The organism is Prosthecochloris sp., assembly GCA_015482705.2.
Classification (GTDB): Bacteria; Bacteroidota; Chlorobiia; order Chlorobiales; family Chlorobiaceae; genus Prosthecochloris.
The window spans coordinates 151,298-170,551 of the sequence record JADMLA020000008.1; the positions used below are offsets into that span (position 1 = coordinate 151,298).

Consider the following 19,254-nt stretch of genomic DNA (forward strand, 5'->3'; position numbering starts at 1 on the left):
ATTACTATCTATGGAATCAGTAAACCTTAAAGTTTCAAATGCACCATTCGTTCGTTCGAAAGACTCGATCGAATCGGTCATGTACAATGTCGCCATCGCCCTTGCGCCAGCAACGGTCATGTCGGTATACCTTTTCGGCATGAAAGCCCTTGTCCTCACGACAGTCTCCATTCTCAGCTGTATAGCTTTCGAGTGGCTCATGGACAAGGCGAGAAACAAACCCAACTCCTGCCTCGACGGCAGCGCTCTTGTTACCGGTCTGCTTCTTGCATTGAACGTACCGGCGAATCTGCCGCTCTGGATGGTTATCGTCGGTTCATTTATCGCCATTGTGGCAACAAAACATGTGTTCGGAGGGTTGGGCTACAATGTTTTCAACCCGGCGCTTGTCGCCAGGGTGTTCCTGCTCATTTCGTTTCCTGCAGCGATGACAAGCTGGCCGATGCCTGTCCCCTTTTCTCTTGACATGATGGTGGATATGGAAACCGGAGCCTCACCTCTCGGCATCCTGAAAACAGACGGTGTTCAAGCCGCGCTCGCCTCACTTTCACTCATGGATGGCTTTTATGGAACGATGACCGGCAGCCTTGGTGAAACGTCAGCCCTCGCCCTGCTTGCAGGTGCGGCATGGTTATGGTACAAGAAGTACATCACGATGTACATCCCTCTTACCATTATCGGTTCCGTCTTCTTGTTTACCGGTCTGTTTTATCTGATCGATCCGACAACCTATGCATCTCCGGTTTTCCATATGGTTACGGGTGGATTGATTCTGGGAGCATTTTTCATGGCAACCGACATGGTTACTTCTCCGCTTTCCATTCGAGGCCAACTGCTTTTCGGACTGGGTTGTGGACTCCTGACGGCCGTAATCCGCCTCTGGGGAGGGTACCCTGAAGGAATTTCATTCGCCATACTTATCATGAACTCTTTCGTCCCGCTTATCGACCGCTGGGATCTTAACGACAGAAAAGCACAACAAAACAAGAAGCCGGAAACAAAATGAGACCAATAATTATCCTTACTATTGTCGGTATCCTGAGCGCCACCCTGCTTGCTGTCGTGGAAGACCTCACACGTGAACCTATAGCGGTTGCCAAAGAGCAGATGAAACGAAAAGCAATCGAACAGATTTTTCCGTTTACCTTTGACAGCCTGAACACGGTTACAACCGAGCAAACGACCTTTTACGAAGCATATAACCAGGACAACACGCTCGAAGGTATTGCTGTCGAGACATCTACAGAGGAAGGCTACAGCGGACTTATTGAAATCCTCCTCGGAGTCTCTCCCGAGCAGAAAATCCTTGGCTACAAAGTTCTTTATCACCGCGAAACTCCCGGTCTCGGTGATAAGATCGACAAACCTAAATTCAAAGAGCAGTTCAAGGGGCGCACACTTGAAAACACCAACTGGACGGTCAAAAAGGACGGTGGAGACATCGACGAACTCACTGCCGCAACGATCTCCTCGAAAGCCGTTGCCAATGCTGTCGTCAAAGGCCTTGAATACATTAACGAGCAATACCCTAAATCTTCAGTAGAATGAACGAAGCGTTAAATATTTTCACCAGAGGGTTTGTCAGAGAAAACCCTGTTACAAAGATGCTCCTCGGGCTCTGTCCCGTGCTTGCCGTCACAACTTCGGCAGTCAACGGTCTGGGCATGGGACTGGCAACAACATTTGTCCTTCTCGGCTCGAATGTTGTCATAGCCCTGGCATCCAAAGCAATACCCAACACTGTCAGAATACCGTCGTTTATTCTGGTTATCGCAACCTTTGTGACCATTGTCGATCTACTGATTCAGGCGTTTTCTCCCGAGCTGAACCAGTCGCTCGGCATCTTTATTCCGCTGATCGTGGTAAACTGCATGATTCTCGGCAGAGCTGAAGCGTTTGCCAGCCGAAACGGTCTCTGGTACTCGATCATCGATGCTATCGGGATGGGGCTCGGCTTTACCTTTGCCCTGCTTCTGCTCTCGATATTCCGTGAAGTCCTCGGTTCCGGAACGATATTCAATATCCCGCTTGTCGGTGAAGATGCCAGTACGATACTTGTCTTCGCACTGCCTCCCGGCGCATTTGCCGGTCTGGGGCTGATCATTGCCGGGCTCAATTCACTTGAAAAGAAAATGGGAGATAAGAAATGAATGAAATATCAGGACTTCTACTTGTCATAGTCAGCGCGATATTTGTCAATAATGTCGTTTTTGCCCGTTTTCTCGGCATCTGTCCTTACCTCGGAGTTTCGAGAAAGTTGGATACCGCCCTCGGCATGGGCTTTGCCGTAACCTTCGTAATGACTATCGCCACTGCCATCGGGTACGTACTGCATTACGGGATACTGGTGCCTTTCAAAATAGAGTTCATGCAGACGATCATGTTTATCCTCGTGATCGCTTCTCTTGTTCAGCTTGTTGAAATCGTTCTGAAGAAAGTGAGCAAGTCACTCTACAACTCGCTTGGGATTTTCCTGCCGCTGATTACCACAAACTGTGCTATCCTCGGTGTTGCCTTGATTGCCATACAGGAAGATTACTCGTTCGTAACCTCCGTGGTATTCGCTTTTTTTTCGGCAATGGGCTTTATCCTCGCCATTCTCCTGTTTGCAGGTATCAGGGAAAAACTCGAAGAAGCCGACGTACCGAAACCCTTCAAAAACGTCCCGATAGGATTCATTTCAGCAGCGATCCTTTCCCTCGCCTTCATGGGTTTCTCGGGCTTGGTGAAATAAAGTTTACTGGAACGCAGAACAATAATGAATAAAAGGACCTCTTTCAGAAATCAGGAAGCGGTCCTTTTGTTTTGGGTTTGAACATTCAGTTCCATTGTCGTAGAGCCACCAAACCCCAAAAGCCATCGTAAATAAGGAAACCGTTGAGTCCCGACAGCTCCGAAGCCGACACGTTCATATAATTTCTTGGCTTTTGGATTGGTATCGATAACATCGAGACGAACCTTTTCGTACTTGTTTTTTTCTGCATAAACGACCAATTCATCCAGCAGCTTTCCGCCGATCCCCACGCCCCGAAAATCACGATGAACGGCGATACCATCCATCAGCAGCACTCCCTTTTCGGATGTTCTCTCATAGAAACTGAATATCACAGCAGCCCAACTACCCGCGACAAATCCCAGCAAAGAAATCAGCTCCTCATACGTCATTCCCCCGGTAAACGAACCTTTTACGGTGTGAAAGCCTGCAATTCCCACAAGTTTGTCGCCAGCAATGGCAACGAAAGCATGGTCACGCTGAAAACAACGCTTCAGGAGAGACCGTCGTATTTTTTTGGAGCGAACAGCGACCTTGAACTTTTGACCAAAAGCTTCGTCATAAAGAGTAGCTGCGCATTCACGATGTACCTCGGGCAATCCCTGCTGAAATATCAATCCGTCAAGATGCATTACAGAAGTCATAAAGTTCCAATCCTAAAGATGCCGCCTCTCTGATCTCGTACCGAAAATTTTGTACGTTCTTTTCCATCAGAAGACATTCTTGATCAGCGCTTTTTAACGCTCATGCAGATTTCAATAATGTGATGCTTTTCAGGATGCTCTTCAGGGTTGTTCAGATAGATCTCATAACTCGGTCTCGACATATCCACCATCTCCTGACCGTCTTCCTGTATCCACTCTGCCAGCATCTCCCATGCCATACCATATTCCTCGGGACCTTCCAGTTCAGCATCCATGACAACATAACGTCCTCCGGGAAGAACGTTTCTTTGAATATCACCGTCAACCTCGGCGCCAGCGGGGATGCTCATGCAGCATTGGAGCGTCAGTTCGTCAGGAGGAGTTGTTTCAGGATCATCCTGGTATGCCGATAAAAAAACCGTTTCAGGCCCCATAAATCCTTTCGGAGCTGCCCATTCCCCAAGCTTGTCGAACAGGTTCGCAAAAACCTGTGCATTGCCAACATAGTTACCTGTAAAGGATACACATGCCACATCCCTTTCGGCCAATTCCTTGATTTGCGGCTTTTCGTTTTTCATGATACCTCCTTGTCTTGAATTAATCCGATGTGAGCTTCAATGGTACAGATCATTTTTCAGCCGATACCTCCTGTTCCGAATAAGCTTCAATTGCCTTCTCCAATACCTTTCTCGCCTCTTCTTCGTCAGCGATACCGCCTGATTCCATAACTCCGGTTCCCTTGTAATTTGAAAACCAGAGATCAAGAATATGAAGAACCCCCCTATAGCGGTCCTCCATTTCCTCAAGCGACCCGATGTCTGCAAAATGAGAATTTTGCATCACTGCAATCAGTTTATCATCCTGTTCACCTCCATCGAGCATTTTCAATATACCGATGAGTCTTGCTTGTACAACCGTACCTCTTGACACTGCAGGCCCGAGAACGATAACGTCCAACGGATCACCATCCCCGCCATGTTCTTCAGAGAGCAGTGTTCGCGGTACCATTCCATAATTACCCGGATAGCCGAGGTAGTTCACAATACGCGGTTTTTCTTCTCTGAATTCCCACTCGAGATTTCCACTTTCCTTGTCAACCTCCCATTTCTCAGAGGTACCCGCAGGGATTTCAACAACAACCTGTATATCGCCATGTTCTGTTTCGGGTTTGTAATCAGAATAAAAATTTTTATCCCCAACCAGCATGTATTGACCATTCCGGCTCAAACCTGGGGCATGATCCTGAACACGGCCCTGCCGTTGAGGATTTCCACAACTTACAAGATAAATCAACAAAAAAGCTGGCCAACCCTGTGAAAAGAAAAAACGGCACAATCTCACAGCACTTTTTGGTTATAGCGTTTAAAACAGGCACATCATCTCAATGGAACGTCTATTTATCACCATGAGAGATTCAAGAGCATGGCGATAAAAACCGGAACGTAGACAGAGTATATGAGTATTTTGACCACCGCTCAACGAAGCGATTGAAACGCTGAATGAATAATAAAAAATGCCAAAAAAAGAAAACGATTCCTCTCTGAAACCAAAGGTTTTGTAACGAAAATTTTTCATCATTTGCCGCTGGCAATCACATGGCCCCATATGAAGAGTTAATCTCATTTTACGATTTCACAATCCCTTAACGCTTCCTTTGCATAATTGTTACAAGGGAATATTTGCTGGAATATCCAAAAGAGATATTCTATTTGCGTCAAGAAATCCTCTCCTCTCTTCAGGGTTCTCCAATTCAAAAAAGCAGCATAATGAAAGATTTATTGACATTTTTTTTCTCCTGCGTGATTGCAGTAACATGCTATGGATTCATAGGCCCCGACATTACACATGCTAAAACGCCAGGATCGGCTTCCGGCACGACAGTAACCGGCCTTGTCGTTGACGACGTTGACGGTCTCCCTCTTCCTGGAGTGAACATCTCCATCAGGGGAACATCAAAAGGAGCTGTCACCGGTCAGGACGGCCGTTACCGAGTGGACAATGTTTCAGGCACTACTGCAATTGTTGAAGCCTCATATATAGGTTACGTAAAAGGAGAATATCCGATAACCCTCGCTCCCGGCAAAGCCGTAACAAAGAATCTACGACTGAACCCCGGCGTAGTGATGAGTGAGGAGATAACCGTTGTTGGTGAAATTCTTAAGGGCCAGGCAAAGGCGTTGAACCAGCAGAAAAACGACATCAACGTCACCAATGTCGTTGCTTCCGATCAGATCGGTAAATTTCCGGACTCTAATGTGGGTGATGCCCTGAAAAGAATTCCGGGTATAAGCGTTTTCAACGACCAGGGTGAAGCACGTTTCGGCCATATTCGCGGAACTGAACCCCGCTTCAACTCCGTAACGGTCAACGGCGAACGGATTCCTTCGGCAGAAGCTGAGAACAGAACGATTCAGCTCGATCTCATCCCGGCCGACATGATCCAGACCATCGAGGTCACCAAAGTATTGACACCTGATATGGATGCCGATGCAATCGGCGGTTCGATCAATCTTGTCACCAAGGTCCCTACTGAAGAAAGAATCTCTCTTTCAGCAGGAGGAGGTTCGAACTTCCTCGATGAAACCGGCGGTGGACGCTACCAGTTCGGAGGCACATATGGTAACCGCTTTGCCAACGACAAACTCGGAGTGCTCTTCAGCCTCTCTTACGATAATAACGACTTCGGTTCCGACAACATCGAAGCGGAATGGGATGCCGGAGACGACGGAATGGAAGGCATCAAGGAGTTCCAGGAAAGGAAATATGACGTCCAACGTATCCGCAAAAGTTTTTCAGGAGCACTCGACTATCGCTTCAACGAAAACCATGTCCTTACATTCAATGGTATTTATAACTGGAGAGAAGACTACGAAAACCGCTTCCGAACCAAGTACAAAGATCTCGATGAAGATCTCGCCACGATAGAACGAGAGACGAAAGGCGGTACGGAAAAAGATGCCCGCCTCGAGGACCAGAGAACGATGTCGTTCACACTAGGCGGCGAACATGATTTCGGCAAGCTCGATCTGGACTGGCAGGCAGCATATTCAAAAGCTTCGGAAGATCGCCCGAATGAACGATATATCAACTTCAGAGCCAAGAACCAACCGTTTACCACCGACATCAGCGACCCTGAAAATCCATTTGTAACGATCCCGAATCCCGATGTATCGGACGGCATGACCGACAGCGAAGACTGGCAGCTCAAAGAACTTACCGAAGAACATCAGTATACCGAGGATATCGATAAGAATTTCGCACTGAATTTCCATTATGACGCCACCGACGCGCTCGAGTTAAAATTCGGAGGCAAAATCCGGGACAAGAAAAAAAAGCGCGATAACGATTTCTACGAATACGAGCCGGTTGACGAGGAAGCTTTCCGCGATGACGTTTTTGCCAACCTGGAAGATGAAACCAAGGATCATTTCCTGCCGGGTGACAAATACAAGTCTGGCGTCTTTGTTTCAAATGAGTTTCTCGGTGATCTTGACCTGGAAAACGGTGATTTCAACAAGAAACTCGTAAAAGAAGAGCTTGCCGGAAACTTCGACGCAAAGGAACAGATCAAAGCCGTCTATGCGATGGCGACCTGGGACATCAGCGATAAAACAACGCTGCTTGGAGGCGCAAGGCTCGAGCACACCCATAATGAATACAACGCCTTCAAATACTTTGCCGAGGAAGACTCGCTTGCCACTGTAGAAGGCAACCCGTCTGATTACACCAACGTTTTGCCTTATATCCACCTGCGTCACAAAATCGATGACCTAACCAATATCAAGCTCGCCTATACGCACAGCCTTGCAAGGCCAAACTATTTTGACCTTGCGCCGTACCAGGAAATCGTTGCGGAAGATGAGGAAATTAAAATAGGTAATCCGGCGCTTGAACCGACCCTCTCGAAAAACATCGACCTGATGATAGAGCACTATCTGAGCGATGTCGGTATTCTATCCGCCGGTGTTTTCTACAAGTCGATCAGCGACTTTATCATAACCAAAAAAGAAAATGTCGACTATTCGGGAGACACGTTCGAGCAGTTCCAGCCCGTCAATGCAGGAGACGGATCACTCATGGGCATAGAAACCGCTGCACAATTCCAGCTACCTTTCATCCCCGGTCTCGGACTGTATCTGAACTATACCTACACCTACTCCGAAATCGACAACTTCGACATCGAGAGACGTGAAAACGATGACCTGCCCTTGCCGGGCAGCCCTGAGCACACGGCAAACGCATCGATCGCTTATGAGAACGGTCCGTTCAATATCCGCCTCTCGGGAAATTATCATAGCGACTTCATTGACGCGGAAGAAGGATCGATCGGTGAAAACAAGTGGGAGGATCGTTACTACGACAGTTCCTTCACCCTCGACCTCAATGGCGGCTATCGAGTGAGCGACATCGTACAGCTCTACTTCGAGGTCAGTAACCTGACAAATCAGCCACTGCGCTTCTACCAGGGGGAAAAACAGTATGTCGCACAGGAAGAGTGGTATGACAGAAGATTCCTGGTTGGCCTCAAGGCTGATTTCTAAGCAAAAGTGTTTTTTCCCGAAAAGGGCTGAACGTTCTGACAAGGTTCAGCCCTTTTCTTTCATCAACCGACAAGAGAGGAAACAGCGATGATGAAGAGGGTGGCACTTGCCCTTACACCACTGACGGTATTTGGCAGCATGCTCGTCTCCTGCCACAGCAACTCAGAACAAATGATCGAACCTTTGGCCGTTACCGATCCTGTTCGCCATGACAGTGAAGACCCCGCCATATGGGTCAACAGGAAAAACCCCGCAGAAAGCCTTGTGCTCGCGACGGACAAGGACAAAGACGGTGCCTTGTGTGTATTTGATCTTACAGGCAAGATGATTCAAGAAAAAAACATCACAGGGCTTGCAAGACCGAACAATGTCGATGTCGGCTACGGCTTCTCTCTGAACGGAAACAGTATCGATATCGCTGTTGTCACTGAACGTCTCGAGAACCGGATACGGATATTCCTTTTACCCGACATGACCCCAATAGATAACGGAGGCCTCCCTGTTTTCGAAGGGGAAGAACAAAACGCTCCGATGGGCATCGCACTCTACAAAAGACCTTCGGACGGAAAAATGTATGCCGTAGTCAGCCGCAAAGAAGGACCGACCGACGGAACATATCTCTGGCAGTACCTTCTCGAAGAGAGTACCGGCGGATGTATTACCGGTCGAAAAGTAAGGGAATTCGGAAAATGGAGCGGCCATCAGGAAATCGAAGCGGTTGCCGTCGATCATGAACTGGGTTACCTTTATTATTCCGATGAAGGCGTCGGGGTGAGAAAATATCATGCCGACCCGGAAGCCCGTGATGCAAACAACGAACTTGCCTTGTTTGCGACAAGTGGTTTCAAGGAAGATCACGAAGGGATAACTATCTGGAATATCGCTGAGACCGAAGGCTTTATCATCGTCTCGGATCAGGCTGCCGGAAAACTGAGGTTTTACCCGAGAAACGGCAAGAGCATGAACAAACCGCATGAGCACGAACTCCTCGCTGTTGTCAGAACACAGGCAAAGGAAACCGATGGGATAGCCGCTGCCGCCGATCTCGTAACAGCCGACTACCCTTGCGGTATCATTGTTGTTATGTCAGACGATAAAACCTATCACTACTACTCCTTGAAAGATATCCTCAGTCACTAAACCATTGTGACGACGATAGGGCTTGCCCATACTTCATCACACCATATTTTTGGCCGTCAAGCGCATGCTTGTGATCCGCTGCCTGTCCGTGACCTGAAACCGATTCAGAAACTGATGTTTTTTCATGATTTTCATGACGACACCCAACCATACACCAGCCGTAAATCATGATTCTCAACATCTAATGACAGTAATTACAAGTGCTTGCATTTCGAAAAGCTGTTACCTATATTTAACGATCGTTACATTCTTTCCCCAAAAGATCATCACTCATCTTCCTCAAAAATGATCAAGAAAAGGAGTCAGTAGACCATGTCAAAAAAGATAGTTGTCCTTGGCGCCGGAACCGGTGGAACGATTATCTCCAACAACCTTAGAAGGCACTTGCCCGAAGAATGGGAAATAACGGTGATAGACCGTGACGACAAGCATGTCTATCAGCCGGGAATGCTTTTTGTTCCTTTCGACCTTCAAAAATCCAGTACATTGACACGGTCGCGAAAAAGGTACATTCTGCCCGGCATCGATTTCGTCATCGACGACATCACCAATATCGACACCGATAAGAGAACGGTAAAAACCAAGAATCATAGTTTTTCCTATGACTTTCTGGTAATCAGTACCGGCTGCAAAATTGCACCGGAAGAAAACGATGGCCTGATGGAGGCATGGGGTATAAATGCATTCACCTTTTACTCGATCGAAGGAGCCGATCTTCTTCGTCAGAAACTCAAGGAATTTGATGGTGGAAAACTGGTGCTCAATATAGCGGAAGTTCCGTTCAAATGCCCCGTGGCCCCGATCGAATTCGTCTTCATGGCAGACTGGTACTTCAGAAAAAAAGGTATAAGAAATAAAGTAGAGATCGAACTTGTCACCCCGTTGACCGGTGCTTTTACCAAACCCAAAGCTTCAGCTGTTTTTGGAGAATCCGCTAAAGAGAAGAACATCAAAATAACTTCAATGTTCGAGCTGAACGAGGTCAATGGAAAAGAAAAATACATTGAATCCATACAGGGTAACCGGATCCCCTATGACATGCTTGTCATCATTCCAACCACCATCGGCGACGAAGTCATAAGCAATTCAGGACTGGATGATGGAATAGGATTCGTCCCGACTCACCTCAACACCCTACAGGCGCTCAAACACGAAAGAGTGTATGTGATCGGTGATGCAACGAACGTCCCAACATCGAAAGCAGGGTCGGTGGCGCATTATGAGGCCGATGTCGTTGTTTTCAATATCATGGCTGAAATTCACGGGATAAAACCGGAAGAAATCTACGATGGCCATTCAACCTGTTTCATTGTCTACGAAAAAGGAACGTCTTCCCTCATCGACTTCAACTACAAGATCGAACCCTTGCCAGGTAAGTTCCCGCTCCCCCATATGGGCCCATTTTCACTCCTCACTGAAACCAGGGCGAACTGGTATGGGAAACTCGGCTTTGAATGGCTGTACTGGAACGTCCTGCTCGCAGGACGCCACCTCGGCATGCCCCCAACCCTGGTTATGGCAGGTAAGGAAATCGGCTGACCATCAAAAAAAACAGAAACATACAACCTTTCGGAACTGAAAAGATCGGCAACATGTTGTATTTTGTTTGCCGTACTGTATTCTTCATCCCTTAGCGCCCACCTCGGGTCCCGCTTTACAGGCATAAAGCCAAACTACCGGTTCAGGCGTCTGGAAATAACTTCAAGAGGCGCTCGAGACTGTTCACACTGTGGTGTAAAAAGAGAATTTGCAAGCCGGAAAGAAATCCGTAAACTTATTGTTCTCTCAGTGAAGAGCATGAAAATGAATTGTAGTTTTTTGAGATGATAACAATTACCTTGAACGGCGAAGAACGAAACGTCCAGGATGGCACGAGTATCGACGACCTACTCGGCATCATCGGTGCCGAAAAGCAGCGCGTTGCTGTTGTTGTCAATGAAAACATCGTATATCCAGAAAAACGCAGTGGTCTGATGCTGCAAGAAAATGATCAGGTTGAAGTACTTGCTTTCGTAGAAGGAGGTTGATCAGCCGGTTTGTTGAACAAATACGTTATGAATGAATTACAGATAGGAACCCATACTTTTTCTTCCCGCCTTATTCTTGGCACAGGAAAATTCGGCAACGTAGAGTCAATGCTCGATGCGGTTCGGGCTTCAGAAGCGGAACTGGTCACTGTAGCCCTTCGCAGGTTCAACCGCGAGCAGGTCGAACATGATCTATTTGCCGCACTCTCGACCATTGAAGGCCTGACGCTCATGCCGAACACATCAGGTGCATCGAATGCACAGGAAGCAGTTAGAGCAGCACATATTTCCCGTGAACTTTCCGGCAGTCCGTTCATCAAGGTAGAGATCCATCCCAATCCGCAACACCTGATGCCCGATCCTATAGAAACTTTTGAAGCCTCCCGTATTCTGGCCTCGGAAGGGTTCACAGTTATGCCTTACATTCCTGCGGATCCTGTACTGGCAAAAAGGCTCGAAGATGCCGGATGCGCATCGGTTATGCCGCTTGGCTCGGCAATTGGCAGCGGACAGGGTCTTGCAACAGCTGAAATGATAAAGCTTATCATTCGTGAAAGCAGCATACCGGTCATTGTCGATGCCGGGCTGCGCTCCCCTTCAGAAGCCTGTGCTGCAATGGAAATGGGATGTGAAGCCGTATTGGTCAACAGTGCAATAGCTGTAGCGGAAAATCCTGCTGGAATGGCAACCGCTTTCAAAGAAGCTGTGGAAGCCGGTCGAAAAGCAAGGCATGCCGGGATCATGCCAAAATCAGGATCCGCAGTTGCATCAAGTCCGTTAACCTCTTTTCTTGGAAAAACATCATGAATGGACTTCCACAATGGTTAACAGATGAAAAAGGATCTGCTGACATAGCCCCCCTGCTCGCCCCGGATTCCTCTTTTTCACTCGAATCCCTCGCTGCAGAGGCAAAAGCGATAACCCTTCGTCGTTTCGGGCGTACCATGTCACTCTACGCACCACTTTACCTTTCGAACTATTGTTCAAGCGGCTGTGTGTACTGCGGCTATGCTTCAGACCGAAAAACACTCCGCCGACGTCTTGATTTCGAAGAAGTTGAACGTGAACTGGCGTGCATGAAAACCATGGGCATCAACGATGTACTGCTTCTTACCGGCGAACGAACCAGTGATGCAAGTTTCGATTACCTGAGACGCTGTGTCGATATCGCAGCCGCCTTGATGCCGAAAGTATCGGTAGAGGCGTTTCCAATGGATATCAATGAATACCGTTCACTGGCAGACAGCGGCTGTACCGGTATCACTATCTACCAGGAAACCTATGACCCCGATCAATACAATATGCTTCACCGCTGGGGTCCGAAGAAAAACTTTCTCGACCGCCTTGAAACACCTGAACGCGCACTTCAGGCAGGGATAAAATCTGTGGGAGTCGGAGCACTGCTCGGCCTTTACCAACCTGAAGAAGAGGCATTGAAGCTGTTACGCCATGTCCGCCATCTTTGCAAAACCTACTGGAAAGCCGGCGTCTCGGTTTCATTTCCACGAATGCGTCCGCAAACCGGAGGCTATCAGCCACCATTTCAGGTAACCGACCACTTTCTTGCAAGAATGATATTCGCTTTCCGGATTGGCCTTCCCGATGTCGAGCTGGCTCTTTCAACACGCGAGAGTCCCAGGTTTCGTGACGGTATGTCGGCACTTGCCATCACCCGCATGAGTATTGCAAGCAGGACGACAGTTGGCGGATACGTCGAACCGAACAAAGACGAAAAAGGTCAGTTCGAGGTACATGACGACCGCAATGTGGAGGAGTTTTGTGCAGCTCTCCAGAAAAAAAACATCGAGCCGGTCTTCAAAAACTGGGAACCTGTTTACAATGGCCCCTGTTTGGAATAGAAGCGTTCCAAAGCCTACACGTTTTCCGTTTCGCTTTCCACCGGCAAAAGCATCTCGTCAGGAGGTTCGGAAACCGGTAAGCGCCGTGTTACCAAAAGAATCAGAATCCATAGAATCGGCAGTATCCAACCGGACCAGCCCGTTATGCCAGCATGAGCAGTATCGAACGTTGTCCCTGCTTTTGAAAAAAGATACATGACTCCGGCAGAGCCATTCAAGGCACCATGAGCGATAACCGCTGGCCAGATACTCCCTGTTGCAAGCCGGGTCCACCCGAAAAGAACGCCGAAAATAACGCATAATATCGTCATAAAGAAGATCCCGTAAACCGGATGCTGAGGGTAGTTGTACCCCAGTAACACAATGGGGGCATGCCAAAGCCCCCATAGAGTTCCGCTGATCAATAAAGCCGGCCATTGCCCCAGCGGCAAAAGCCTCGGCAAAAGATAGCCCCTCCACCCTATCTCCTCCCCAAAAACAAAAACAGCATTGAGTGCAGGAGCGAGAAAAATGCTGAAGATTTGCCCGAAAACCAGAAGCTTGACAGGAACCGCATCGGGATCAGACCCTCCCTTTCCAGAAGCCAAAAGCACCTTAAAGCCAGAAAAATCATGAACATCCAACGTATACAATCCGAAAGCGGCACTCATAAACGGGGCGAATATTGCAAACAATGGCACAATGAACCAGCCGAAAATCCAGTACCTCCACCAGCCTTTCGAACCGAGCCCCAGGCCAAGAAGCCTTGTTTTTTCTTTTCCGCCATTCATCATTGAAACGACAAACACAGCAAGAGCGGGAACGACCATCATGACGAGCAAAACAAGGCCGGTAAAGGGATGCTGGAGTCCTTTCTGACTGATCCACAACGGCAAGCTTACCAGCCAGGCTCCTGAAAAAGAAAGAAGCAGAAACAACAGCACACCACGATAACCAACAGTCTTTTTCATAGGATGTAACTATGAAGCATTGACAAAAAACAAACAAACGTTAATCAACAGTAAGCACTCACTTGCGACCGCATAAACAAGAGCATCTTGCAGTAAAGAGAGAGCAAATGGGTTGAATTCGATACGATTGAAGAGAGCTCATCTCATATAGGAAACAGCGCAATCATCAAACAGAAAACTGTTCAAGGGGTTTTTGTAACTTTTTGACCTTTGATTACGACAAACGCACCTGAGCCAAATCCATCCTGAATTACTTCCGGTAATTCTCCCGGAATAAGAACTTGTTTGATTTTCAAGTTTCTAAAACCTGCCGTTTCGAGATATTTCACCACCTCTTCAGCCGAGAAAAAATCGGCGTTGCCATAAAATTTGCTCTGATTTTTTTTTCGGACATACTCTTTGCCAAGCGTACTCTGTTTATCCACAAAACCAACGATAAGGAAACCTGATGGCTTCAAAACCCTGAATGCCTCCATGAAAGATTTGAGAATATCATCGACAAAACAGATCGTCGTTACCATCAGTACAAAATCAAATCTGTTATCGGCAAAAGGCAACACTTCAGCCACACCCCGATAGACATCGATGCCTCGACTTATGGCTTTTGCAGCCATCGTATCCGACGGCTCGACACCTACGGTTATTCCAAGAGGCTCTGCAAACATTCCGGAACCCACTCCAACCTCAGTTCCCTCTGCAAAATTTTCAGGGAGCATCTGGCGGATGGTTTCAAGTTCTGCTTCATAGAAATCAGGGTTTTCTTCAAACCACCTGTCATAAGCATCGCTGTATTTTTCAAACTGCTCGATCTTTGGAGACATGGCAAGAAATAGGAACCGTTAGTCATTCAACAACAAAATGAATATCACTCCATCATCGATACCTGACGCAAAATGGCCATTTTCTCATCGCATTCGGTATCCGTACAAGATTACAATTACTAACCGTTTCAATCAAAAACATTCACCACCGAAAACCCTTGTTTTGCAAAAGCAGAATTACCAATCCGGTTACAACGCGCTTCTCAGATGGCAAAGGAAGAAGAAGGCAATAGAGAGATTCCATGTCTGTAATCCAGTGTAATGTCGAAAGAGGTGAAAAAGAAATCGATCTTGTTGCCCCTATTCAAAAAAAACCTCTATATTCCGGTCGTTTTTCAATCACCCTTGCCGATAGGCGAAATCTTCCGAATCAAATGACATGAGCGGCATGCGCATCTGAACATGCCTGGATTTTTTTTGTCTCACGACTACATATCAGAGAGAGTTTTCAATGCTGCAAACATGGAAAAAAGAATGGTTTTCAAATATTCGAGGCGACCTTCTCGCAGGTCTTGTTGTCGCCCTTGCACTTATACCCGAAGCGATCGCCTTCTCGATCATTGCAGGTGTAGATCCTAAAGTAGGGCTCTATGCATCGTTCTGTATTTCCGTAGTAGTAGCATTCACCGGGGGAAGACCGGCAATGATATCCGCTGCAACCGGTGCCATGGCCCTTTTGATGATAACACTGGTCAAAGAACATGGCCTTCAGTATCTTTTTGCCGCGACAATACTGACCGGGGCTCTGCAAGTCATCGCGGGTTATCTCAGACTCGGCAGCCTTATGCGATTTGTCTCGCGCTCCGTTGTAACCGGTTTCGTCAATGCTCTTGCAATTTTGATTTTCATGGCACAATTGCCAGAACTGACCAATGTCGGCTGGCAAGTCTATGCACTAACCGTTGCAGGCCTCGGCATTATTTATCTTTTCCCGCTCATTCCGTCAATCGGGAAATCAGTTCCATCACCATTGGTTTGCATTGTCGTGCTTACCGGAATGTCGATACTTCTGAACCTCGATATTCGTACCGTAGGAGATATGGGAGCATTGCCCGACACCCTGCCCGTTTTTCTTCTTCCTCAAATTCCGTTGAATATCGATACCCTTTCGATAATATTCCCTTACTCAGCGGCACTTGCTGTTGTCGGCCTCCTGGAATCCATGATGACTGCAACCATAGTCGATGACCTGACCGATACCTCCAGCGACAAGAATCGTGAATGCAAAGGTCAGGGAATAGCCAACATCACAGCAGGATTACTTGGGGGCATGGCAGGATGCGGAATGATCGGCCAATCGGTTATCAATGTCAAATCAGGAGGTAGAGGACGCCTGTCATCGTTCATTGCGGGATTTTTCCTGCTCATCATGGTAGTCTTTCTCAGTGATTGGATAAAACAAATACCGATGGCTGCCCTCGTTGCCGTCATGATCATGGTATCCGTAGGCACGTTTTCCTGGGACTCACTCGTAAAGCTGAAAAAACATCCGCTTTCCACCAATATCGTAATGGCGGCAACCGTCATCGTCGTCGTCACAACCCACAATCTGGCTATCGGAGTCTTTGTCGGAGTATTACTCGCTTCCCTGTTTTTTGCCAACAAGGTAGGGCATTTCATGGTCGTTAAAAGCCTTGTAAACGAAGCGACCGCATCGAGAACATACAAGGTAACCGGTCAGGTCTTTTTCGCCTCAGCCGATAAATTTGCGGAAGCTTTCGACTTTAAAGAAGCTCTGGAGAAAGTTATTATTGATCTATCACATGCACATTTCTGGGATATCAGCGCGGTTTCGGCCTTCGACAAGGTTGTCATTAAATTCCGGCGTGAAGGAACCCATGTAGAAATTATCGGGATGAACGAAGCCAGTGCCACCATCGTCGACCGTTTTGGAGTACACGACAAACCTGAAGAGGTCGAAAAAATTCTTGCAAGCCATTAAATAGCAACGCTCCATGACAAAAATATTAGCCTGTATCGATGGTTCAGCGGCGGCACCCGCAGTATGTGACGCTGCAACTTGGGCCAGCTTGCGTCTCGATGCCCCCTTGACATTCCTTCATGTGCTCGACCGTTCGGAATATCCGGTAAAAGGTGACTTGTCAGGAAATATAGGACTCGGTAGCCGTGAGCACCTTCTCGATGAACTTGTCTCCCTGGACGAAAAAAGAGGACGGCTCGCCCTCGAGCATGGAAAACACCAGCTCGAGTCAGCAAAAATCCGCGCAGAAGAAAACGGTGCAGAAAGAATCAACAGACTTCAACGTCATGGCAATCTGATCGAAACCTTGCAGGAGATGGAGCCTGACTCACGCTTACTGGTCATGGGCAGACGAGGGGAAGCTCATGAAAACAGTGCGCATTCAATCGGAAGCCATCTTGAGAGTGTGGTACGAACACTCCACCGCCCTATTCTTGTGGTACTGCCGGGTTTCACCGAACCCAGAAGATTCATGATTGCTTTTGACGGCAGTTCTACCGCAAAAAAAGCCTTGGAAATGGTCGGAAGCAGCCCTTTGCTGCAAGGACTGGATTGCCATATAGTCATGGTATGTAACTCCACCGCGGACACTGAATCGGAACTTGATGCAGCTTGCAACTATCTTGCCGAAAAAGACTTCAATGTTATAAGCACAATGCTTTCAGGAGAAATAGTGCAGACCTTGCGCGACTACCAGAAAGAACACGGAGTCGATCTGATGGTAATGGGAGCTTACGGTCATTCCCGAATCCGTCAATTTCTTGTCGGCAGTAACACAACAAAAATGGTGAGCTCCAGCGATATACCGCTCCTGCTGCTCCGATAGATCCCCGCAGCCTCGTCGAATCAAGCATAAACCTGTGAAGATAACCTTTGTAAAACACAGGGATAATACTAACGTTTGCCAAGGCATCACACATGAATACCATCGGGAGATGTTATTCGAATCAAAAAAAACACCTTACATGAAATATTTCGGATGAACGGTTGATTCAGGAGGTGATGTCCCCTATTGCATATTCAACGGCTTTTTCTGCATGAATGGCAGTTGTATCAAATAGCTTTACATCGGTGTCAACCTGATTGACCAACATTCCAATTTCCTTACAGCCGAGAATGACGGCCTCAGCCACTTCTGCGACTAAAGCATCGAAATATGCTGATATTCTTTCTTCGAACCTGATTCGGTCTTTCCCAGACAAAGTTCTTGATAAATCACCTTGTGGACAATATCTCTGTCCTTTTCATCCGGCACTCGTACCCGAAGACCTTGATTATCTCCCAACTCATTCAGCCAAGCAAACCAATTGCTTTCATTAGTGAGAGTTATACTTTTTCACTCCATTCAGTGAGCACGAGAATCAGCAATGTCATGCTTTTCATTTGCAGCACAAAGTGATGAATTCATCATTGCAATGGTATCTGCACATGTACATGGAGTAAATATACACGGCTCACACATTCCTGATTTATAATGTGGACAACGGGTATTAATTTTCTTTGGGTTTATTTCAGGTTCCTGTAAAGCTCGATATTCTTCAAAAATTTCAGTATTCCATATTTCTTTTAATGAGTTATCGAGTAAGCTAATCTTTTCTTTCACCTCCAACGACGATCTGTAGCTATCCGGCATGAATTCAGCAAAAGGACAGGGGCTCGCATTTCCCTTGCAATCCACATACACCATGGTAGAAGCAGCCTTACATGTTATGTAAAAATACTGCATCCCTGTTTTTTGAAATAAATACTCTCCGAGCAAAGGTCTTGCATGAAGCTGAATACTTGTTTTCTTGTCTTTTTCAGCCAAGGCACGTATCTCTTGGAGCTTATGTATTACATCACGCCAATAAAAAATATCACTCTCAATATGTTCATCAGTATCTTTTGATGCCCTGCCTAAGCTCAATTCGGGAGAAATCCTTAAAGCAGGCAGCTCCCAATTTTTAACCAATTGATATGCTTTTTCTACATGTTTGAGGTTATCTTGATTTAAAACCCAAAAAACATACGGCTTCAAACCTGCTTTTCTCAAATTCTCCACCCCCTGTTTTACAAGATCAAATCCATTTCGGCTCTTTGTGCTCTTCTCATAACTCTCGCTATCGATTCCATATAAGCTTATTTGGAAATAATTCAGGCTTTCCTCTATTTTCTTGAGACTCCGTGCTGTCTCATAACTAATTAACGATGCATTGGTACTAAAAGAAATGAGCATACCTTTTTGGGCGGCATAGTGCAAAACATTGACAATGTCATCTCGAAAAAATGGCTCCCCACCAAGAACACGAAGAAATAGAACGCCATCTGAGTAAAGCTTATCAACAATAATCTTAGCTTCCTCAAAACGCAACTCGTTTTTCGCTCTTTTCCCACTATTGGTGAGGCAAAATGAACAAGAGAAATTACAGCCTTCGGTTATATCCCACTGGGCAAGTATCGGCGTTATTTCCTGATGCATAATCGTGGATATTTTTCAGGCAAGATGAATACCGAAGCAGCAGTCTTCATCTTGCCATAT

General features: G+C 46.9%; 19 protein-coding genes. 12 read left to right on the top strand and 7 right to left on the bottom strand.

Annotated elements, in window-relative coordinates:
* The first annotated feature begins 10 nt into the window (after window positions 1-10).
* The 4 genes from QZ209_RS01645 to rsxA are packed head-to-tail and all read left to right on the top strand — an operon-like array spanning window position 11 to window position 2,734.
* Window positions 11-1,006 (top strand): RnfABCDGE type electron transport complex subunit D, encoded by a 996-nt coding sequence (locus tag QZ209_RS01645; RefSeq protein WP_294343966.1) that lies wholly within the window; start codon window positions 11-13, stop codon window positions 1,004-1,006.
* Window positions 1,003-1,548: an RnfABCDGE type electron transport complex subunit G gene (locus tag QZ209_RS01650; RefSeq protein WP_294343969.1), complete on the top strand. Its 546-nt coding sequence runs from the start codon at window positions 1,003-1,005 to the stop codon at window positions 1,546-1,548. Before QZ209_RS01645 ends, QZ209_RS01650 begins: the two co-directional genes overlap by 4 nt.
* Window positions 1,545-2,150, top strand: coding sequence for an electron transport complex subunit E (locus tag QZ209_RS01655; protein WP_294343972.1), 606 nt, complete (start codon window positions 1,545-1,547; stop codon window positions 2,148-2,150). Before QZ209_RS01650 ends, QZ209_RS01655 begins: the two co-directional genes overlap by 4 nt.
* Window positions 2,151-2,155: 5 nt before the next feature.
* Entirely contained in the window at window positions 2,156-2,734 is a 579-nt protein-coding gene (gene rsxA, locus QZ209_RS01660; RefSeq protein WP_110022297.1) for an electron transport complex subunit RsxA, read from the top strand.
* A gap of 50 nt (window positions 2,735-2,784) precedes the next feature.
* Here rsxA and QZ209_RS01665 read toward each other — a convergent pair whose 3' ends face one another.
* From QZ209_RS01665 to QZ209_RS01675, 3 genes are all read right to left on the bottom strand, one after another.
* Window positions 2,785-3,417 carry a GNAT family N-acetyltransferase gene (locus QZ209_RS01665; protein ID WP_294343977.1) on the bottom strand — a complete coding sequence of 211 codons (633 nt, stop codon included), beginning with the start codon at window positions 3,415-3,417 and terminating at the stop codon, window positions 2,785-2,787.
* Between the two features lie 83 nt (window positions 3,418-3,500).
* Window positions 3,501-3,995 carry a GyrI-like domain-containing protein gene (locus QZ209_RS01670; protein ID WP_294344014.1) on the bottom strand — a complete coding sequence of 165 codons (495 nt, stop codon included), beginning with the start codon at window positions 3,993-3,995 and terminating at the stop codon, window positions 3,501-3,503.
* Between the two features lie 49 nt (window positions 3,996-4,044).
* Window positions 4,045-4,623 carry an inorganic diphosphatase gene (locus QZ209_RS01675; protein WP_294344017.1) on the bottom strand — a complete coding sequence of 193 codons (579 nt, stop codon included), beginning with the start codon at window positions 4,621-4,623 and terminating at the stop codon, window positions 4,045-4,047.
* Window positions 4,624-5,183: 560 nt separating this feature from the next.
* Between QZ209_RS01675 and QZ209_RS01680 the strand changes: the two genes are divergently transcribed.
* The 6 genes from QZ209_RS01680 (at window position 5,184) to thiH (ending at window position 12,984) form a co-directional block, all read left to right on the top strand.
* On the top strand, window positions 5,184-7,958 hold the full coding sequence (locus tag QZ209_RS01680; protein ID WP_294344020.1) for a TonB-dependent receptor: 2,775 nt from the start codon (window positions 5,184-5,186) through the stop codon (window positions 7,956-7,958).
* Between the two features lie 87 nt (window positions 7,959-8,045).
* On the top strand, window positions 8,046-9,098 hold the full coding sequence (locus tag QZ209_RS01685; protein WP_294344021.1) for a phytase: 1,053 nt from the start codon (window positions 8,046-8,048) through the stop codon (window positions 9,096-9,098).
* 312 nt (window positions 9,099-9,410) lie between these two features.
* Window positions 9,411-10,637 (top strand): FAD/NAD(P)-binding oxidoreductase, encoded by a 1,227-nt coding sequence (locus QZ209_RS01690; RefSeq protein ID WP_294344025.1) that lies wholly within the window; start codon window positions 9,411-9,413, stop codon window positions 10,635-10,637.
* A gap of 284 nt (window positions 10,638-10,921) precedes the next feature.
* A complete protein-coding gene (gene thiS / locus QZ209_RS01695; RefSeq protein ID WP_294344028.1) occupies window positions 10,922-11,125 on the top strand; it encodes a sulfur carrier protein ThiS in 204 nt (67 codons plus the stop codon).
* A gap of 27 nt (window positions 11,126-11,152) precedes the next feature.
* Window positions 11,153-11,932, top strand: coding sequence for a thiazole synthase (locus QZ209_RS01700; RefSeq protein WP_294344031.1), 780 nt, complete (start codon window positions 11,153-11,155; stop codon window positions 11,930-11,932).
* On the top strand, window positions 11,929-12,984 hold the full coding sequence (gene thiH / locus QZ209_RS01705) for a 2-iminoacetate synthase ThiH (RefSeq protein WP_294344034.1): 1,056 nt from the start codon (window positions 11,929-11,931) through the stop codon (window positions 12,982-12,984). Before QZ209_RS01700 ends, thiH begins: the two co-directional genes overlap by 4 nt.
* 14 nt (window positions 12,985-12,998) lie before the next feature.
* Here thiH and QZ209_RS01710 read toward each other — a convergent pair whose 3' ends face one another.
* Both QZ209_RS01710 and QZ209_RS01715 read right to left on the bottom strand, forming a co-directional pair.
* Window positions 12,999-13,934: a type II CAAX endopeptidase family protein gene (locus QZ209_RS01710; RefSeq protein ID WP_294344038.1), complete on the bottom strand. Its 936-nt coding sequence runs from the start codon at window positions 13,932-13,934 to the stop codon at window positions 12,999-13,001.
* A 182-nt stretch (window positions 13,935-14,116) separates the two neighbouring features.
* Window positions 14,117-14,755 (bottom strand): class I SAM-dependent methyltransferase, encoded by a 639-nt coding sequence (locus QZ209_RS01715; RefSeq protein ID WP_294344040.1) that lies wholly within the window; start codon window positions 14,753-14,755, stop codon window positions 14,117-14,119.
* A gap of 451 nt (window positions 14,756-15,206) precedes the next feature.
* Here QZ209_RS01715 and QZ209_RS01720 point away from each other — a divergent pair, with 451 nt between their 5' ends.
* Both QZ209_RS01720 and QZ209_RS01725 read left to right on the top strand, forming a co-directional pair.
* Window positions 15,207-16,697 (top strand): SulP family inorganic anion transporter, encoded by a 1,491-nt coding sequence (locus tag QZ209_RS01720; RefSeq protein ID WP_294344044.1) that lies wholly within the window; start codon window positions 15,207-15,209, stop codon window positions 16,695-16,697.
* A 13-nt stretch (window positions 16,698-16,710) separates the two neighbouring features.
* Window positions 16,711-17,562 carry a universal stress protein gene (locus QZ209_RS01725; RefSeq protein ID WP_294344047.1) on the top strand — a complete coding sequence of 284 codons (852 nt, stop codon included), beginning with the start codon at window positions 16,711-16,713 and terminating at the stop codon, window positions 17,560-17,562.
* A gap of 166 nt (window positions 17,563-17,728) precedes the next feature.
* Here the strand turns inward: QZ209_RS01725 and QZ209_RS01730 are convergent, their stop codons facing one another.
* Window positions 17,729-17,938 (bottom strand): hypothetical protein, encoded by a 210-nt coding sequence (locus QZ209_RS01730; protein ID WP_294344050.1) that lies wholly within the window; start codon window positions 17,936-17,938, stop codon window positions 17,729-17,731.
* 143 nt (window positions 17,939-18,081) lie between these two features.
* On the bottom strand, window positions 18,082-19,194 hold the full coding sequence (locus tag QZ209_RS01735; RefSeq protein ID WP_294344053.1) for a radical SAM protein: 1,113 nt from the start codon (window positions 19,192-19,194) through the stop codon (window positions 18,082-18,084).
* Window positions 19,195-19,254 lie beyond the last annotated feature (60 nt).

Coding starts and splice junctions, on each gene's coding strand:
- QZ209_RS01675 (WP_294344017.1), bottom strand. CDS start 4,623: ATGCTGGTTGGGGATAAAAATTTTTATTCTGATTACAAACCCGAAACA.
- QZ209_RS01700 (WP_294344031.1), top strand. CDS start 11,153: ATGAATGAATTACAGATAGGAACCCATACTTTTTCTTCCCGCCTTATT.
- thiH (WP_294344034.1), top strand. CDS start 11,929: ATGAATGGACTTCCACAATGGTTAACAGATGAAAAAGGATCTGCTGAC.
- QZ209_RS01710 (WP_294344038.1), bottom strand. CDS start 13,934: ATGAAAAAGACTGTTGGTTATCGTGGTGTGCTGTTGTTTCTGCTTCTT.
- QZ209_RS01685 (WP_294344021.1), top strand. CDS start 8,046: ATGATGAAGAGGGTGGCACTTGCCCTTACACCACTGACGGTATTTGGC.
- QZ209_RS01670 (WP_294344014.1), bottom strand. CDS start 3,995: ATGAAAAACGAAAAGCCGCAAATCAAGGAATTGGCCGAAAGGGATGTG.
- QZ209_RS01645 (WP_294343966.1), top strand. CDS start 11: ATGGAATCAGTAAACCTTAAAGTTTCAAATGCACCATTCGTTCGTTCG.
- QZ209_RS01735 (WP_294344053.1), bottom strand. CDS start 19,194: ATGCATCAGGAAATAACGCCGATACTTGCCCAGTGGGATATAACCGAA.
- thiS (WP_294344028.1), top strand. CDS start 10,922: ATGATAACAATTACCTTGAACGGCGAAGAACGAAACGTCCAGGATGGC.
- QZ209_RS01715 (WP_294344040.1), bottom strand. CDS start 14,755: ATGTCTCCAAAGATCGAGCAGTTTGAAAAATACAGCGATGCTTATGAC.
- QZ209_RS01725 (WP_294344047.1), top strand. CDS start 16,711: ATGACAAAAATATTAGCCTGTATCGATGGTTCAGCGGCGGCACCCGCA.
- QZ209_RS01720 (WP_294344044.1), top strand. CDS start 15,207: ATGCTGCAAACATGGAAAAAAGAATGGTTTTCAAATATTCGAGGCGAC.
- QZ209_RS01665 (WP_294343977.1), bottom strand. CDS start 3,417: ATGACTTCTGTAATGCATCTTGACGGATTGATATTTCAGCAGGGATTG.
- QZ209_RS01655 (WP_294343972.1), top strand. CDS start 1,545: ATGAACGAAGCGTTAAATATTTTCACCAGAGGGTTTGTCAGAGAAAAC.
- QZ209_RS01650 (WP_294343969.1), top strand. CDS start 1,003: ATGAGACCAATAATTATCCTTACTATTGTCGGTATCCTGAGCGCCACC.
- QZ209_RS01690 (WP_294344025.1), top strand. CDS start 9,411: ATGTCAAAAAAGATAGTTGTCCTTGGCGCCGGAACCGGTGGAACGATT.
- QZ209_RS01680 (WP_294344020.1), top strand. CDS start 5,184: ATGAAAGATTTATTGACATTTTTTTTCTCCTGCGTGATTGCAGTAACA.